The organism is Paenibacillus polymyxa M1 (assembly GCF_000237325.1).
Lineage (GTDB): Bacteria > Bacillota > Bacilli > Paenibacillales > Paenibacillaceae > Paenibacillus > Paenibacillus polymyxa_C.
In genome coordinates this window covers 2859642-2877369 of record NC_017542.1, presented here as the reverse complement: position 1 = coordinate 2877369, position 17728 = coordinate 2859642, and the positions used below count along the sequence as shown (strand labels likewise).

The 17728-nt window shown below is 45.8% G+C and carries 15 protein-coding genes and 2 pseudogenes; 11 read left to right on the top strand and 6 right to left on the bottom strand.

Annotated elements, in window-relative coordinates:
• Positions 1-4002: a GH32 C-terminal domain-containing protein gene (locus tag PPM_RS12700; RefSeq protein ID WP_013371285.1), complete on the top strand. Its 4002-nt coding sequence runs from the start codon at positions 1-3 to the stop codon at positions 4000-4002.
• Between the two features lie 702 nt (positions 4003-4704).
• Complete coding sequence (locus PPM_RS12695) at positions 4705-5637, top strand: bifunctional helix-turn-helix transcriptional regulator/GNAT family N-acetyltransferase (RefSeq protein ID WP_013371284.1); 933 nt, start codon at positions 4705-4707, stop codon at positions 5635-5637.
• 321 nt (positions 5638-5958) lie between these two features.
• Here the strand turns inward: PPM_RS12695 and PPM_RS12690 are convergent, their stop codons facing one another.
• A complete protein-coding gene (locus PPM_RS12690; protein WP_013371283.1) occupies positions 5959-7695 on the bottom strand; it encodes a glycoside hydrolase family 2 protein in 1737 nt (578 codons plus the stop codon).
• A 119-nt stretch (positions 7696-7814) separates the two neighbouring features.
• Between PPM_RS12690 and PPM_RS30510 the strand changes: the two are divergent.
• From PPM_RS30510 to PPM_RS12675, 5 genes and pseudogenes are all read left to right on the top strand, one after another.
• Positions 7815-8462, top strand: a pseudogene (locus tag PPM_RS30510) (AraC family ligand binding domain-containing protein); the annotation flags it as partial.
• Between the two features lie 77 nt (positions 8463-8539).
• Positions 8540-8689, top strand: coding sequence for a helix-turn-helix domain-containing protein (locus tag PPM_RS30065; RefSeq protein WP_228392929.1), 150 nt, complete (start codon positions 8540-8542; stop codon positions 8687-8689).
• A gap of 100 nt (positions 8690-8789) precedes the next feature.
• A pseudogene (locus PPM_RS28540) lies at positions 8790-9188 on the top strand (phospholipase D family protein); the annotation flags it as partial.
• Complete coding sequence (locus PPM_RS12680) at positions 9164-9547, top strand: LysR substrate-binding domain-containing protein (RefSeq protein ID WP_025679561.1); 384 nt, start codon at positions 9164-9166, stop codon at positions 9545-9547. The pseudogene PPM_RS28540 and the gene PPM_RS12680, both read left to right, overlap by 25 nt.
• A 152-nt stretch (positions 9548-9699) precedes the next feature.
• Positions 9700-10173 carry an SMI1/KNR4 family protein gene (locus tag PPM_RS12675; protein ID WP_013371280.1) on the top strand — a complete coding sequence of 158 codons (474 nt, stop codon included), beginning with the start codon at positions 9700-9702 and terminating at the stop codon, positions 10171-10173.
• Positions 10174-10178: 5 nt separating this feature from the next.
• On the opposite strand, the gene PPM_RS12670 is transcribed toward PPM_RS12675, so the two are convergent.
• Entirely contained in the window at positions 10179-11039 is an 861-nt protein-coding gene (locus PPM_RS12670) for a PocR ligand-binding domain-containing protein (RefSeq protein WP_080567861.1), read from the bottom strand.
• Between PPM_RS12670 and PPM_RS30635 the strand changes: the two genes are divergently transcribed.
• On the top strand, positions 11022-11243 hold the full coding sequence (locus PPM_RS30635) for a glycerol dehydrogenase (RefSeq protein WP_014599779.1): 222 nt from the start codon (positions 11022-11024) through the stop codon (positions 11241-11243). The two genes, PPM_RS12670 and PPM_RS30635, sit on opposite strands and share 18 nt — an antisense overlap.
• 129 nt (positions 11244-11372) lie before the next feature.
• Here PPM_RS30635 and PPM_RS12660 read toward each other — a convergent pair whose 3' ends face one another.
• Positions 11373-11951, bottom strand: coding sequence for a YiiX/YebB-like N1pC/P60 family cysteine hydrolase (locus PPM_RS12660; protein ID WP_013371277.1), 579 nt, complete (start codon positions 11949-11951; stop codon positions 11373-11375).
• Between the two features lie 196 nt (positions 11952-12147).
• On the opposite strand from PPM_RS12660, the gene PPM_RS30400 reads away from it, so the two are divergent.
• A complete protein-coding gene (locus tag PPM_RS30400; RefSeq protein WP_267127951.1) occupies positions 12148-12282 on the top strand; it encodes a hypothetical protein in 135 nt (44 codons plus the stop codon).
• A 239-nt stretch (positions 12283-12521) separates the two neighbouring features.
• Positions 12522-12695 (top strand): tyrosine-type recombinase/integrase, encoded by a 174-nt coding sequence (locus PPM_RS30630; protein WP_080567860.1) that lies wholly within the window; start codon positions 12522-12524, stop codon positions 12693-12695.
• A 646-nt stretch (positions 12696-13341) separates the two neighbouring features.
• Here PPM_RS30630 and PPM_RS12655 read toward each other — a convergent pair.
• Both PPM_RS12655 and PPM_RS29425 read right to left on the bottom strand, forming a co-directional pair.
• Positions 13342-13683 carry a YetF domain-containing protein gene (locus PPM_RS12655; protein ID WP_331458206.1) on the bottom strand — a complete coding sequence of 114 codons (342 nt, stop codon included), beginning with the start codon at positions 13681-13683 and terminating at the stop codon, positions 13342-13344.
• Positions 13684-13793: 110 nt separating this feature from the next.
• Entirely contained in the window at positions 13794-13964 is a 171-nt protein-coding gene (locus PPM_RS29425; RefSeq protein ID WP_013371274.1) for a hypothetical protein, read from the bottom strand.
• A gap of 360 nt (positions 13965-14324) precedes the next feature.
• Between PPM_RS29425 and PPM_RS12650 the strand changes: the two genes are divergently transcribed.
• Positions 14325-15140: a hypothetical protein gene (locus PPM_RS12650; RefSeq protein ID WP_013371273.1), complete on the top strand. Its 816-nt coding sequence runs from the start codon at positions 14325-14327 to the stop codon at positions 15138-15140.
• A gap of 105 nt (positions 15141-15245) precedes the next feature.
• Here PPM_RS12650 and PPM_RS12645 read toward each other — a convergent pair whose 3' ends face one another.
• Complete coding sequence (locus PPM_RS12645) at positions 15246-17690, bottom strand: Ig-like domain repeat protein (protein ID WP_013371272.1); 2445 nt, start codon at positions 17688-17690, stop codon at positions 15246-15248.
• Positions 17691-17728 lie beyond the last annotated feature (38 nt).

Below are 17728 nucleotides of genomic sequence, written 5' to 3'. Positions count from 1 at the left end.
ATGAGGAAAGTCAAAATAGGAAAATGTTGGATATTGGGAATGGTTATATGGGCTATGGTTCTCCAGCTTGTTGTTCCGGGAATCTCTGTCGCATCCGAAAATAGAACTGTTGCTGGAGAAACGCACATTCCTAAGAATGATGTGAAATCATCGGTTACGGATACGATTTATCAAATCAAGAATATTCCTAAGAATGACATGGGATTGTCAGTTCCGGATTCAGTCTATCAAATCCGGAATCCTGGATTTGAAACAGGAGATTTGACGGGATGGACCGTTGTCAAAGGCGATGCGTTCGGTCCGAATAGCGTAACCGACGAAACGACTTGGTGGGCGGAAAAAATACCGTATAACCAGGAAGGAGCTTATCATTTAAACGGCTGGAAGTATGACGAATCTGCGACAGGTATACTCCATTCCAGCACTTTCGTGCTGGGTGGCAGCGGCTGGATCAGCTTCAGGCTTGGCGGTGCGAAGAACCCAGACAAGGTATTTATAAATATTGTGGAAGTCGATACGGGACAAGTTATTGCCCGATACGGAAATAGCGCATTCGCCGACGTGGGCTTCCCAGATCCCGCGCTGGGCATGCGGCTTGCCAATATGGTGCAATACAAGGCGGATCTTTCCACATATTTGGGCAAGAAACTGTATGTGGAGGTCGTCGATAATGCAACCTCGGATTGGGGAGTCATTTTTGCGGACGCATTCTCCATGTACCATGAGTCGGAGCCAGCTGAAGGATTTGTTGCGACAGATATCAAGCCAGATTTCAAGCGCTATGAAATCGATAATCCAAGCTTTGAAACCGGAAATCTCGATGGCTGGACGGTTGAGGGAGATGCTTTTGAAGTGACTGATGAAGCTCATGCGAGCAAAGAAGGGAACTTCTATGCCAAATCCTCCCTGCAAGGAAAGGGCTCCATCACTTCTAATACTTTCACGCTTCAGGGAACCGGAACGATTAACTTTACTGTTTTGGATATCCTCAAACCAGAAAACGCCTATGTTGCACTTTACGATGCGAACAGCAATACATTGCTTATGAAAACCGGGAATGTCAGTGCGAACGAGAAAATCTCATGGAAAGTGCAAGAACACTACAACAAGAAGCTCTATGTAAAGGTTGTCGATCATTCCAATGAAGCCAGCATTGCCGTTGATAGTTTCCAAGCAAGTGGTAAGGGTACTATTTTCTACTTAAACCTTGATGAAGGCACAGGAAAGAAGGCGTTGGAGAAAGTACACAATCTTAAGCACGATGTGAACTATGTATTTAACAACGCCAGGTATATGGCATCGAAGGATCCGAGATGGACTCCGCGCGGAATAAAAGGCGGCGCCTTATTGTTCGATGGATACTCGAATTATATTGAGGTCAATGCAAACGATACTGTGCCTGTAAGCGACGCGTTAACCATCGAAGCTTGGGTTGCACCGCGTAGCTATGAGTGGGGAGACGGAAACAAGCTGTCTGCGATCGTAAACCAATCCGACCAGGATAAAGCGGAAGGCTTTTCTCTTGGTATGTATCGGCACGGTACATGGTCGATGCAAGTAGGCATTGGCGGTCAGTGGATTCAGGTATGGGTAAAGGATCACCCGTTGGAAAAATACAAGTGGAATTATGTGGCCGCTACTTTCAGTAAAGAAGATGGAAAAATTAAGTTATATCTAAACGGTGAGGAAGTGGCTTCCCAAGTAACCCCCCTCAACGTTCCGATCACACCATCTACCGAAAGCCTGATCATCGGGAAAAATAATAAACCTGTAGAGTTAGCAGGGGTGTTCTCCTTCAATATGTTCAGCGGACTCCTAGATGAAGTGAAGCTGCATAATAAAGCCCTTACGAACCAGGAGATACTTGCTGGATATGAGGGCGTGAAGGCGCTTCATGGAGGTTCAATTCCGAAAATTCCGAATGCGGACATTGATGAGGATCCAAGTGTGTTTGACGGAGATCAGCACCGACCCCAGTACCACGCGATGCCTCCGCAAAACTGGATGAATGAAGCACATGCACCGATTTACTATAACGGCAAATACCATTTATTTTATCAACATAACCCGCAAGGTCCATTCTGGCATCAAATCCACTGGGGGCATTGGGTGAGTGACGATATGGTGAACTGGGAAAATGTAAGACCTGCTCTTGTGCCCGAAGCGGGCACCCTAGATCCGGACGGCACGTGGTCAGGCAGTGCAGCGTATGATCGAAACGGCAATCCTGTTCTGTTCTATACCGCTGGCAACGACTCCTTGTCGCCGAACCAAAGAACAGGGTTGGCAACTCCGGCGGATTTGTCCGATCCCTATTTGGAAAAATGGGTGAAATATCCTAAACCGGTAACGGAGCAGAACGGAAAAGGCATCCACAACGAGTTCCGCGATCCGTTTGTATGGTACGACAAAGAGGTGGACAAGTGGTATCAGTTAGTGACATCTGGTCTTCCAGACTTCAGCAGCGGCACAGCTTTGGTGTATGTATCCGATGATATGTACAATTGGGAATATAAGGGGCCTTTATACGTTAGTGACAGAAGCCGTTATCCGGAGTTGGGTACGGTATGGGAGTTACCAGTGTTATTGCCGTTAGGCACGGATAGTACGGGCAAGCAAAAATATATTTTCATGATTAATCCCCATGAAAAGCCGGAGCATGTTCCTCCAGCGAACGATGTGCAAAGAGATGTTGAGGTCTTTTACTGGATCGGGACCTGGGACCGGGATAACTTTAAATTTATTCCTGATCAGGAGGCACCCTCCAAAATGGATGTAGGTGACGGCTATTTAACCGCAGAGAGCGGTCTGGTCACACCCGACGGAAGAACGGTCGTATTCTCCATGGTGCAAAATGTTAGAACACCGCAAGCTGAATATCAATCCGGATGGGCTCATAATTTATCTTTGCCGGTTTCCCTAAGCCTCGATAAGCATGATAAATTGCATATCGAACCGATTAAAGAACTGCAGAGTCTTCGAGGGAAAAAGTGGGTTGATTTTTCGGACAAAAATTTGGAGAGTGCCAATCAATTGATTAAGAATGTCAAAGGCGACATGCTAGAGATTGTGATGGAGATTGATCCGCGTGAAGCCCAGAAATTTGGTCTCAAGGTGAGACGCTCGGAAAAAGGCCAAGAAGAGACGCTCATTTACTACGACAAGAAGAACGGGACATTTAACGTGGATCGAACCAAGAGCAGCATTGATCCGGATGTGCGTGTGGACGGCATTCAAGGAGGATATGTAGATCTTAAAGGAGAGAACTTGAAACTCCATATCTTTCTCGATCGCTCGGTCATTGAAGCCTTTGCAAATTACAAGAAGAAGCTGACAACTCGTGTCTATATAGGCAGATACGACTCCTTAGGCTTACAGGTCTGGGCCGATGGCGATATCAATATCAAATCCATGCAAGTATGGGATATGAATGCTTTAACGGGTAAACCGGCTGCTCCGGTCTATGTACCCGATAAGTGGGATAATTCTGTGTATAAGGATATTACAGAGCTGCCTAACCATGATTTTGCTACGGGCGACTTAACGGGGTGGATAACGGAAGGAGACGCCTTCCAGAATGTCCATGTGACCAATACCCAGTTCTTCTGGGACAACATTTACTTCAACCCGTCGCATAAAATTCCGGGCGGCTACCATTTGTGGGGCTTCAACGAGCAAGCCGGCGGCGATAGCTTAACCGGATCGCTAAGATCTCAAAATTTCGTCCTTGGTGGGAACGGTAAGATCAACTTCCTTATCAGCGGCGGCCGGGATATAGATCGTCTGTATGTTGCGCTGGTTCGGGCGTCGGACGGCAAAGAGTTATTTAAAGAGACAGCAACCAATTATGAGGAATATCAACGGAAGATTTGGGATGCGTCGGATTATATCGGCGAGGAGCTTTATATAAAGGTGGTCGACCAATCCAAAGGCGGGTTTGGACATATTAATGTCGATGATTTTAATGTGCCTGTTCAGGTAAAGAAGAAAACCAACAACTGACTCTTGTTAATACAGAATACCCGTGAGTCCTGTAGTCCTCCGAGCAAACCGAATAGTCAGATAGCTTGTCATTCGAAATGGCAAAGGAGAAGGGCAGGTACTTGTAAAACGAAACTGAATCAATTTTTATTTGGATGGGAGATAAGAGTGTATTTAATTTAATGCTCACAAGCCATAGGATTATGGCTTGTGAGCGCACATTAATGAAAAATAATAAATTCTAACCTTAGTTAGAGAAAGGTTTCGTGTTATAGTTTAATATTCAGCTGAAGGGAACGCCTTTTTTGCTAATCAAATGAAGTTCGTTATGGGTAAAGCATAAGATCAAACCTTTGAGTTTTTTCGTACTACTTATATAAACTAAACCTTTATTATATCGATAAACTTCTGTGCTGCTGTTAATACAGGCATGTCTGTTTGCTGATATACTTAAAAATCTTTCGGGAATTTTTTCATTAATAATTAGAAACTTTGTATATAAGCAACCAGCTGTCGGTAAGCTCCGGCGGCTGGTTGTTGTCCAAAGAAAATAAAGTGTTGGACTATCGTAGCCTCATTAAGCTAACGGACAGGATAATTCCAACTGTTGTTGCTAATATAGTTGACAAAGTCAATTAAAATCATTATATTTTTTACTTAGTTGATATTAGTCAATTAAAGTATAAGGATTAATGTAGTTCAGTTAATTTAGGAGGCTTACAAATGGGTTCGGAAATGTCCTTAATCCCGACTATTCGCAAATTTAACCGATTCTACACGAAGGTGCTCGGGTTGCTTGATAAGCACCTTCTGGATAGCAATTTTTCACTTTCGGAAGCCCGAGTTCTTTACGAAATCGGCAACACGGAGCATTGCACGGCCAGAATGCTCATCGACCTTCTAAGTATCGACGCGGGCTATTTAAGCCGGATTCTCAAACGGTTCGAAAAGCTGGGCGTAATCTACCGGGTCCAATCCGAGAAGGATGGCAGATCTTTTTTTCTGTACTTGTCGAGTCTCGGTGAGGAGACGTTGTCAAAAATGAATACCTTGTCCGATAATCAGATTCGCAATATGATCATCGGATTGCCGTATCAAAGCCAAGTAAGCATTGCCAGAAGCATGACTAACATTGAAAGAGAGCTATCGGACAATCCTACAGAGCGGAGCGTAAGCATCCGGACTGAATTGAAACCAGGAGACGTAGGAATGCTCATTCATATGCACGGATGGATCTATGCAAAGGAGTGCGGTTATAATCTTTTTTTTGAAGGATATGTCTGCAAGACGTTTTACGACTTGCTTCAAACCTACAGCTCGGACAAGGACCGTTTCTGGCTAGCGGAAGCCAATGGCGAAATAATTGGCAGCATAGCTATCATCAGCCATTCTAATGAAAAAGCGCAGTTAAGGTGGTTTATGCTGCATCCGGATGCCAGAGGAATGGGACTCGGGAAAAAGCTTTTACATGAGGCGATCAGTTACTGCAAAGAAAGAGGTTACCAGTTCATTTTTCTGGAAACGACAGAGGACCAGAAAACGGCTATTGGCATGTATGTGAAAGCAGGTTTTCAGAAGATTTCCGAACAAGAAAACGAATCTTGGGGTAAACGTCACATTGAACAGACTTATGAGCTTAATCTCCATGAAGCATGATGAATAAGCTTTCATAATGGTAAAGATACAAGCTATTAAGCTAACGGGCTTAAACTATAATCGGGCCGTATTTGACGGTGTCATTCTCCTGGTAGAAACCGACAGGGGTTCCGAAGGCACCCGCAAAAGCTAACTCGCCTGCCGACATGAAGATTGGAATTTCGCCGGCTTTGCCATTACCATTGGGATGACGGTTTATAAAACGGCTTTATATTTTGAGGCTATCCTCAAAAGGATAGCCTATGACCATATAAGTACGTGTTCCAAAAGTACCCCCTAATTAGTGCGAGTTCAAAAAAAGCTTATAGAATCTCTACAAACTCATTTCAGTGTAGAACCCCAGTCATACGGATCACTGTGGTCGGTGTAAATACCCTTCACCACACGATAGGCAAGCTTGGGTTTGCGATATTCGTTAACCAGCCCCTTGTTATTGAAGGAGCGTGCCCGGTCTCTGAAGTGCGGTTGATGGCTCAGAAGTTGGCCCCGTGTATCTGCAAATTGCCAAACGTAAGTGCCACTAATCTTCGGGTCGCTTCGGAAGAGCTTCAGCGACTTGCCGAGCAAATCAGCTTGATAATCCTCGCTGAATAAGCGCGGTTCCCAGCCAGAATCTCCATATACACCAGCTCCACCAAATTCGGTCATGAGCACCGGGGTATACTCGGCTCCATACTCATTGCAACGCTCATGAAAGGCTTCTAGCATCTCCTCAAACTCGACATGTCCGAAGTACCATCCGCCATAATAGTTAATCCCGATGACATCGAATAGTCCAAGACAGATGTCTGTCATAGGGTGCATCGTGGCAAAAGCGACCAGTCTGGATTGATCCTTGCTTCGAACGAGCTCGGTCATTTTGACAGATAGATCATAAGCCTGCTGAGAGCGTGTATCAATCTCGTTGTGTACAGACCAGAACAGGATTGAAGGATGGTGAAAATCTCGCTCGATCATCTCATCCATCATGGTCAATGCTCGTTCCACGAAGAGGGGATCATCTGTCTCCTCAGCGGGAAAAGCAGCGCCCCAAATCGGAATTTCACTCCAGAAGAGGATACCTTGCTCATCAAGCAGGTCGATCCAGTACTCACTCTGAGGATAATGTGACCCGCGTATCGTGTTGCATCCCATCTGGCGGATAATACCAAGCTCCTTGGTCATCAATTTGTTGGGAAAAGCGAAGCCCCATTCCGGGTGCTCTTCGTGACGATTAACTCCTTGCAGATAAAGCTCCTTGCCGTTCAGTAAAATCTTCTTGTCCCGCGTCTCCACGGTACGGAACCCGATGCGATCTGTCCGGTCGTCTTGACCCACGACTGCTCTGATCATGTATAGGGCAGGATCGTCCGTGTCCCATCGTTGGAGGTCTGACCAAGCTTGTTCGAGCACAAGTTCCGTGCTACCCTTAGCAGAAAGGTAAGCGCTATCACTTTGAAACATCTCATTGTTTCGATAGAGAGAGACAGGTACTTCGACGGGTTTATCCGACATCGAGCAGAGCTTAAGTAGGATTCGGACATCTGCACTGGAATCTCCAGTCATTTCATAGGTGATGCGCATCCCCTCAATCCAGACATCAGGCAAAAGTTGAACCTCAACGGGCCGGATGATTCCACCGTAATGAAACCAGTCTACAATATGATAGGGTAACGTATTGGTCCCCAGAGTGCTGTCTGTGCGGACAATGAGTTCGTGTACACCAGAGGTAACATCCTGAATAGTAAAGTCAAAAGGAGTGAATCCACCATAATGGTACCCTAAATGCTGTCCATTCCAATATACATCGGCATGTCCCATGACAGCGTGGAACAGTAGACGTAGATGGCTGGGATTGTCAAGGGTTACCCATGTCCGGTACCACGCAACACCTTCGTATTCGTATTTGCCGAGCTCGTTATTCCAACAACCTGGCACAGGCACACGATCATAATTGGAAGGGAAATTCGTATTCCACTCTTCAGATAATCCAACATTATTCTTGTCAAAAACGAAATCCCATAATCCATCAAGCTGTTGGGATTCCCTAAGTCGATGCTGCTGAAACGTTCGAATCATATTCATCATCTCCAGTATATTTTTGCAATAGAACATCATGGATGGCCTGTATGTTGGGAGTGTAGCATTGGTACCAAGCCAGCGACAATGGCAAAAACAATCTTCATCATTTGTCATAAATGATACTATTAAGGAAAGGAGGAATTTATATGGACTACGCCTTGGGAAATATGGTAGTGCATATCCATTGGGTAATCGCTAAGCCGCCCTTGCCAGGCTGGGAAGATATACGACAGACGGTATCAGGACATACCTTTTATTACATTTACAGTGGGAAGGGAACCTTTCGTTGTGAGGAGAGTGATCTAGAGGTTAGCGGGGGAACATTGGTATACCTATGGCCTGGACTGCCTCTTTACATGAAATCGTCTGATGCACATCCACTCCGAATGACGATGATACTGTTTGATTGCGCTTCGCTCATAAAAAATGAGAACGAATGGGATACGCCAAAGTCGATTGAGCGGCTGCGGCTTCCATTTCTTATGCCTCTACAGAGTGAGCGTGCGGGCCGGATTGGGGAACAATTCCGGGAAGCGGAAAGGGAATGGGTACCTGGAGATCTTGTGCGAGAGACCAGAGTAAAGTCAGTCTGGTATCGTTTGGTACAAGAGGTACACGAGGCAGCGGAAGCAGGAGGGAGGCACAACGATGGGGACGGAATAGTAGAGGCTCTTCGTAAATTCAAGGAGAAGTTAGATACGGCATTTGCTACCGAGTTGCGGATTACCGAATTGGCGGAGCAGACGGGTTTCTCACCTGTTTATTTACGCAGAACCTTTGGATCCCGGTACGGGTGCAGTCCCAAGGAGTACCTGAATCATCTTCGCAATGAGCATGCCGTTTGCCGGTTTGCCGGCTCCTGTTCACAAGTGATTCCGTCACAGATATCGCGAGAGCCTGTGGCTATTCTGACGTATACCAGTTCAGTAAAACGTTCAAAAAGCGCAATGGTCTCTCTCCGATCGAGTACCGAAGAATGCAAGGAAATTGATACCAAGGGTGATATCATCAGATTTGCGTTTGAATTTGATTCCCAACAATGAACTTAAAAGAGGACAAAGCCTAACAGGGAAGATTTAAGGCTTCTAGACAACTGTACAACGCAAATCAACATTATTTCTCCTTTCATAGGGAGAAACACGGCCATAAGTCTCTCTGCGGTTTTAGAAAGCGATGAGGAGCTTGAGTGCAACATCATAACCCGCTTCTATCGGGAGGATTTTATACAAGGCGCAAGCAACATTGATGGCTTAGATAGATTGTTAAGTGCTGGTGCCAACATATATGCGCTGCAGGACCTACACTCAAAGCTATATATATTCGATGGGACTTCGGTTATTACCAGATCTGCTAACTTTACGTTTAATGGTTTCTATAAGAACCATGAATTTGGTATGTTAATAGAGAATGAACCGGTTTTTGCTAATGAATGTTCCGATTACTTCAATGGAATCCTTGAATCAAGGTGTTTGATGAAGAACTGGTTCTGATTGCGGAACCCGGCTTGCATCAGATGCCCGAAGTATTAGGTAAACCGATGTTGTTCTTTGAGATCGGGTGTACACACAGAATTCAAACTGAAGCTTTTCTACATAGCCGTGGTGTCCATACGCTCAATGTAATGGAATTTGGTACACTGAACACGATCCTAAGTGGTGTATCTGCCGGAATAGGGGTATCTTTACTCCCGCGATCTTCGGCTGTTCAAGCCGAATTAAGAGGAGAGGTTTTAGTGATATCTTTGCCAGAGCCATACTGCAGGTTGGAAGTGGGACTTGTACATGCCCAAAGTGAACATCTATCGGCCGCATTACGTCGCTTGCTGGAGATAATGACAACCAGGGGCTAAAAAATTCTATTTCATAAAACTCTATCGGGGTTGTATTGTTATTAACAGTGAGGGACGAACTCGAATTCGTTAGATCGAGGGCCTAATCAATAATATTTTACATCGGTACAATGATGGCAGGCTTTATCTCACCTATAAAAGGAGGATGTTTCATGGAATCAGCGGCATTAGAACCAATTCGGGCTCTTTTGAATCAGGCATATCAGACCGTAATGGGGAAGAGCTGTACGCGGGAATCGGAGCAGGCGATCGTTGATTTTGAGAAAAAGCACAACGTTATTCTTCCCGAGTCGTACCGGGACCTTTTGCTGTACTACGGTGCCTGCCACTTCGGTGATCCTGCGCTCTATTCCGTACAGGAATTGGACTGGGCATACCCTGCATTTTTGGAAGCGTATCATGAGTATAAGAAAGAGTACGACCTGCCTGAAGACCTGAATCCGTTCCCGATTGGCGGTTTTGGAGAAGGAAGCATTGCTGTTCTGGAACGGAATTCGGGTAAAGTTCTGATGCTTATCCACGACTATGCAGGAGATTATCCATTTCAGGAGGTAGCGCCTCACTTTAACGGATTGATGGAGATGCTGGCCGGTTCTGCGATCTGGGTTCAGGAACAGATGAAATAGTCAGACTAGGTGACAGATTGCTCTTGAATGTATTTGCGATATAGGGCAGGCGTGATCTCTTCGAATTTTTTGAAAATTTTGATAAAGTACCCTGATTCGTTAAAACCCAGCTCATCACTGATCTGTGAGATCGGCATGTCGGTAACCTCCAGCAATTGCTTGGCCCACTTGATTTTGAGCTTGGCCAGATAGGTTGTGAAATTCTCCCCGGTTTCCTTGGCAGATAGTCTGCTGAAATAGCTTGGACTAAGGTGGCATAGATCTGCCATGTGTTTCAATGTCACCTGCTCACTCTTGTGACTGTGAATATATTCAAAAGCAGGCTGTAACGCAGGGCTGGTACATGCATTATCGCTTGGGCAGTTTTTGAGATAGGCATCCGCAATCGCATTGGTCATTTCCTTTTTGATGGATTCAATATTGCGAATGGAGTACCCAGGCAAAATCGTGGATAGATTAACGGATTCCTGGGAGCCGGAAGCCTTCTCGAACATCTCCACCAGCAAGTTTTTATTGAGAGCTTCCTCTACAATATAGTTGCACAGCGGGGACAGCATGTTGGAGATTTTTACAATCTCTTCATAGGTCATGACAGGCAGCTGTTCATAATCGTCCTGCAGTTCCTGCAGCTTCGCTTCATGCATGGGCACATTTTTGGAAGAGACGATCTGTTCCAGATGGGTGCCTTTGTCCGGATCTGCAAGTTTAACTTGCCCTGCCATCACGGCTCCAATGTATTTCCCATCAATGGTGATGGGAATGGCGATATCAATAATATTGAAATGACACAGGTATACATAAGGTTCATTCAACCGAACCGCTTCCAGCCCGCCGCGTGAATCGCATTTTTGGCAGTAGGGAAGCAGTTCGGGATCTTTGCGTACATTTTGGCAGAGCCAATGGGATCAAGCGAAGGATATACTCCGTCTGCTGTAGGTACGAATGCAGCACTGGCGCTGGCAAAATTGTGTTATGAAATGCTGCTGACTGACGGAGCGAAATCAAAAGTAGCCAGCGACAGCAAGAAAGGGAACTTAAAAAAACAAAAAATAACACAGCCCAATATCTAGGGTCTGCTCAACAATACGCCAATGATTACCATCATGGTCACGACTCCAATTCATAAGTTCGGTTTTTCCATATGGTACCCATTGAAGATGTTATTATTCCTGGACAAAGCCTAAATTAAGGAGGAATATTTAACGTACGCTGATTCTACTCCACACATTTACCATTGGATCCTCCGCTATATGCTTCGGAACAATAAACCCTCCAATGTTTGTAAAAGATATTCCTCCAGGGCTAAGGCACTCTGCGACATATTCAGAACAGATGTATTCATCGTCATCTTCTCGTCTACCTAAACCAACAGTAAGTCTTAATGCAATCTTCGCTAAATCTTTTGTTCCATATTTTTTTCCCAGTAAATCTAGGGCGCGTTGCATTATACGTAACGTAGTAGTTTTTTCTGTATTTTGACTAAGCAATAGATGAGAAAGAGTATTATGTCTACCGATAAATACATCCCCATCATAAGGTTTATTTGTATTGTTATAATTTTGTACATAGGATGATAACGGCACCATGCGCACGCCGATTGTTTCAACACTCTCTAGAACCATAAGGCGATCGTGGAACCACATAATAAAAGCAACGTGACTATAAGGAGAATTGGTTACTTTTTTTATTAATTCACTCATTGGTCCGTTACCACTACAAATTAGAAAATCTCCATTTTTAATTTGATCTCGGATATTTTGATATTTATTTGATTCCACGACCATGCATCCCTTCGTTACGTCCGCCTTCTACTATCGCTTGTTGCCTCTTCTGTTCTTTTATGATATCGACCTCCTAATGTCATACAGGCTTAATATACCCAGTAACCACGCATTCCATTATATAGTCCGTTATTCGTTGTCAAAGTCTTCATCATATAATGGCGGCGAAGGTTCAACATGCCGGATACTGAACATGAGCGTCCGAAAGTCGACTAGCCGAGCAGCGTCCGTTGTCCTACTGGCCATGATCGTAAGTTTGAAGTCGATGCTGCGCCGTCATCCCTCTAGCGGTTATTCGCTGAACGCCCGCACACTCATCTTACGTTAGTCCCCTGATGGATTCGTTTATTAATCATTTACTGTCTCAATTTATTTTTCTATACCTTCTCAATTTTCACGTTTAATTTCCGTGGTATTCTGTGCGTTAATTTAATGAAGCACCGACAGTCTAAAACATTATTTTCTGCTGACAATATGCAAAATTTAAAAATTTCTATAGCATCAAGCACCTAGTTGCCTGTTTTCTAAAATTTCTGAACTGCGCTTCGAAATGGTCATAGAATATGAATTTGTCCTTATTTCTTTGTTTCTCAGCGATCGAAGAAATTGTCCGATCGCGGTGCACAGCATATTGTGGAGAATTACCGGAATAGAACGCGGATTGAACATCTAACTTTGCATGCGCTAAGACACACGTTTGGCCATTATTTAATTAGTGCGGGAATGATTTACAGCAAGTGACCATATTAATGGGACACTACAAGGAAGATGGGATTTAGATGACAATGATCTACACGACCCCTGGCATTGTAGATCTAACGGCAGCTGTTGAGTCGATCAGCTGGACTTAGAATAAATGAGAAGATTGATATACAGTTGAATAATAATATAAGTGATTTTTGTAAGTTGAAATTTGATATAAGAGAGTATTTAAAGCAGACATTTAGTTTGTTATGTGTTGAAAAAAAAATGTCCTGTTGAAAGGACGGTTTAAGCCTTTATTATTTTCATTTTCAGGAATCTAACCAACAAATTTATGAGGATAGGCAAGGACAATATGACCATTGCAATAATTTATCCCCCCAATTCGGAATAGAGCCTGAAAACAGAGTGTAGGCCATCATTCCGAACAAGGCTAAACGTGTTAAAAGGCCAATCAGATTTTTCATGGGATACAGAAAGCTGGCGATCAGCACTATTATAATAAATTCTTGCGTTAAGATAATTCTGACGAAGTATGCTAGTATCGATCTGGAAACTTTTTTACACGTACCTGCCTGGATTTCTCGGATACCTTATAGTAAGCTGTTTACATAACCAGTCAGCAGAAAAAAATATGAGTCAAACTCAATACTGATTTGGTATGTTATCAACTTTTTCAGCCTCCTTATAAGCTTCTTTCAAATAATGGTGCTGTTTTCCCTTCGGTAATTTTTTCTTCAGGAATGCGAAAACCATTGTTGGCTAGGACATCCAGGGTCATCTGGATGTCCTTCTTTGTTGCCGCAGCTTGCTCATTATTTAGAATAGTCGATAATTTACCGTTTGATTCGAAAATAGCCAAATCTACATCTTTTATATTACCGACTTTGTTTTGTCGTAGGCTAACTTCCACCTCACCAGTGGTTAACTTGGCCTTTTTAATCTCCTTCAGCATCATTTCACCGTCTTTAATAACTACGGAAGGGACGCCGATCATAAGATCCCTAAATTTCGGTATGTATTGCATCATTTTCGTTATGATTATAACTACAATAATGAGCAGAGTGCCTCCATAAATTGCCTCCCACTCATTTTTCATACCAAGGGGTTGGATAAGTACCGTACCTATGGCTATTCTTATGACGGCTTCGCCACTGTCATTTCTGCGAGCGATCTTTTTCCAGCAAGACGAAACAGCATAATTCCAACCACTACAATCAACAATGCTTTTAATGGATAAGGTAAGGAAGGCAACTTACTTAGCCAGTGTCTCAAAGAAGGTATATTGTACACCCAGTCTTTAAACATCTCATGCTCACTCCCATAATTTTTTTTCTATCATTACCTTAATCTATGAAAAATATGTACACCGACATTAATACAAGCATTTATGCAGAAGTATTTCCTCTTAAAGCCCACCTTGTAAGCCGCCTTTAATTAAGGCGACTGCCAGAGAGCCGTGTTACCGCTGTTCTGTGAAAATAAAGTGTTAGACTGAAAAATAAAGTTGTAGACTGGCAGCCGGCATTAGCCAACGGGCAGGATAATGCAACCATTAGATGAACTTATGGTTCTCATATGATACAATCGAGCGGAGATTCACTTCGCAGACAACTGGTGGCACTTCGCGCCGAATGGAACTTGGTACTAAAAGGAGGGGCAGGACACATGCGAGAAGAACAGGAAATATTCGCGGACGAAGGATATAACAGGTCGTACGCAATTGCTACGGGTTTGCCGATTTTGAATATTAGGGGTAGCATACCGCGTGAAAGTAACGGCCAACTACCGTTTCCGTGGGTGACAACGGGCATCAGGATTGATAAAGAACAGATGTTGGAAACCGTTATGAAGCAGAAGACACTCGAGTATTTGTTTAAGATGCAATTCAGTAAGGAGGAAATGACCGACCGCAATTTGGTTGTAGGCTGTTATGAATACAGAAATCCGAATGACAAGGAACAAATAACGCTATATGCGCTGGTTTCGTTGAAGGAATTTCTCGCGAGATACGGCGATGAACGGGCATTAGAGATTATGATGCGAGTTGGCTGCGCATACGAGAAGATTATGGAGGAATGCGATGAAGCCATTGAAGAACACTATGCAGTGTTGCGCCGGGCACTTCATTTGAAGAATTTGAGGGACAAATATGACGTCGTTTACGAATGGGTTGAAGAGGAAGGGCAAAAGACGTACATAATCAGATACACCAAATCGAGTTATACGAAGATTAAAGCTGAATCATTCGTAGAGTTAACCAAACTCTATGATGAGCAACGGAAGAAGGATGCAAAGAAGACGTTCTCGACTCTGGAGCCGTTAGAAGCATTCATGCAAGATAAGAAAACCGCCCGTTTACAGAGCGGTTTTTCAACATTTCATCGAACGAAGATTCGAGGAATATCAGAGGATTCTCGGCAAGTCGCATCGGAAAGTGCTGACCCGTGCGCCAGATATGGTCGAATTAACAGAGAACGTTAGTTCAATAAACCAGCGGCAGTCTAAGACTTTATTTTCAGGTCCTTGACTGCCGCTGGTTTTATATATTTGGGTCGTCCTATCGGTTTATGTTATAGACGCCCGACATCAACTCAAGCTGTCCAATGCTTCCTTGATGGCTGGGCTTAACGTATAAGTGTTGATGATCGTCTGGAGGGACTCGGCGCGCGTCGCACCCGCAAACGGGTCGAAGCGCTGTTTCGTCTTCCCAGTGAAGATGCCCAGTGCCGCAGCCTTCTTAATCGCCTCCGCGCCGTACGCGCCGTCCAAATCGCTAAACGCTACATCAGATGTATCGCGGTTCAAAATATATGCATTCAGTACTCGAGTGATCATGAGGGCCATCTCTTGGCGCGTTATCAACTTCTCCGGACGGATCGTGCCGTCCTCGTATCCCGTCATAACGCCGACCGCTACAAGCTGCTTTAAGTTATCGGAAGACCAATGCCCCTCGATATCGCTGAAGGCCGCGAAATCTTCCTCATTGATCTCAACTTTTCTACTAGCCATATCCACGAAGCCCCTGTCGATCATCGCCGCGAATTCGGCCCGCGTAATGACCGCATCGGGCTCGAAGCCACCGGTAGGGTACCCGTGGATGACGCCGAGCTTAGTCAGCTTCTCGACGTTCGGGATAGACCAGTGATCCCCGAGATCGTTGTATTGAATCGACGCGAATTGTCCGCCGTTTTCTAAGATTTCTGCCGTTCTCGCTTGAACGCCGGCAATGACGTTGCTGTCCGCACGAACGACTTGGCTTCTGAAAATATCGTTCGGGTCTTGGGGGATTTCCCCGTTTCCTTCCGGCTTCTGCGCATCCGGCTGTTCCGGCGTCGTTGGCTGCGCCGTCGGGGTCGTTCCCGTCGTCGGGTCGCTTCCACCGCCACTTCCGCCGCCGCTTCCGCCGGACCCGTTATCGGAGTTGCCGGAATCGTCGGCGTTTACCGTCTGATGGAGCGTGGCGGAGGTGCTGCCTTCGAACTGAACGTCTCCGCTGTACGTCACAGTAATGGGATGCACGCCTACCATGAACTGCGTCGTCGAGTAGGTTGCCGCGCCTACCGTCATCGGTACGGCATCCAACACCGTGTCGCCATCCTTGAAGGTCAAGGTACCTGTCGGCGTACCGGAGGGTCCCGTTACCGTCGCGTGAATCGTGACGGACTGACCCACCGTAGACGGATTTCGCGTACTCGTCACGGTCGTGGTCGTGGACTTCTTCGGCACTGCGTCGGTCACGACTTGACCAAGCGGAGCGGAGGCGCTTGTCCCAAACGCTCCATCGCCGCTGTATACCGCAGTAATTTGATGCGTCCCGATGCTTAAATCCGACACGGAATAAGTCGCCTGTCCTACCGTGAGCGGAGCGCTGCCCAGTACCGATTCGCCGTTCTTGAACGTAACCGTCCCCGTCGGCGCGGCCGTCACCGGGGAATTCGACGGCTTCGACACGGTTGCCGTAAAGACGACTTCTTGTTCGACCGAAGCCGGATTCGCGCTGCTTGCTAACGCTGTAGAGGTAGTAGCCTTACTTACGGAATATACCAAGCCACCTCCGCTGACAAGCACCATCTGCCCCGGCAGGTCGATATTAATGGCGTTAATCCCTATTCTTCCGAAGCCGTGATTGAATTCCGACCAATTCCGAGCATCGGTTGAGTAAAGGATTTTTCCGTATTCATTGGAGATGACGTAATACCCGCGTGCATAAGTAACGCTGTAAATATCCGGGTCATCATATTTGAAGCCATACGCTTGCCAAGTTTCCCCGCCGTCTTCGGAGATCGTGATCGTATTGTACATGCCCACGGCCATGATAGGGCTTCCGTCGGCCGGGACCGTGACGTCCACCAAGTGCTGACTCGACCCGGATTCTCTTTGGGTCCACGTGACGCCGTCCGTCGAGGTCGCGATCAGACCGTACTCCCCGACGGCGACCATCGTGGTTCCGTTCGTTCTGATTTTATTGAACCGCTTGTTCTCCAGCGCAGGACCTTGCACCGCGATGTGTTCCCAGGATTCGCCGTCGTCGTTCAGCTTGAAGATTCTGCCGAGCTGCGGCATCGTGGCCGTCTCGTAGCCTGCCGCATAAAAAGACCCCTTGAAGTAGGCCACGCTTGGCATGGACGGCTTAAATCCCGGGTAGTAGATGGTTTTTTCGAACGATTCCAATGCCCGTGTGGTCGTATCCCAGCGAATATATCCGCCAGAACCGACGACGGTGAGGAAATTCCCGTTGCCGTCGCCGGCCGTGTCCATCTGGGCGTTATTGCCGTACAGCTTCTTCCAGCTCGACCCACCGTCGTCGGAGTACGCACGGTTGTTCTTTCCAGTGAGGTAGAAGATCCCATCCTCATAGCTGATGGTCCCAAACCCTTCGGGACCGAGTCGTTCATGCTTCGTGAGCACGATCCCCTCCATCGGGTTCGGGCTTGCGTCCGCGCTTGCCGGGAGTCCTGGGACTAGTGTAGTGAAGGTTACTGCCGCCGCGATAAGCGCGGCGAATCGTCTCGTGCGTGTTCGAAGCATCATGATGTCTTCCCCCTGAGGTTCGGTAATGAAGTGGTTAA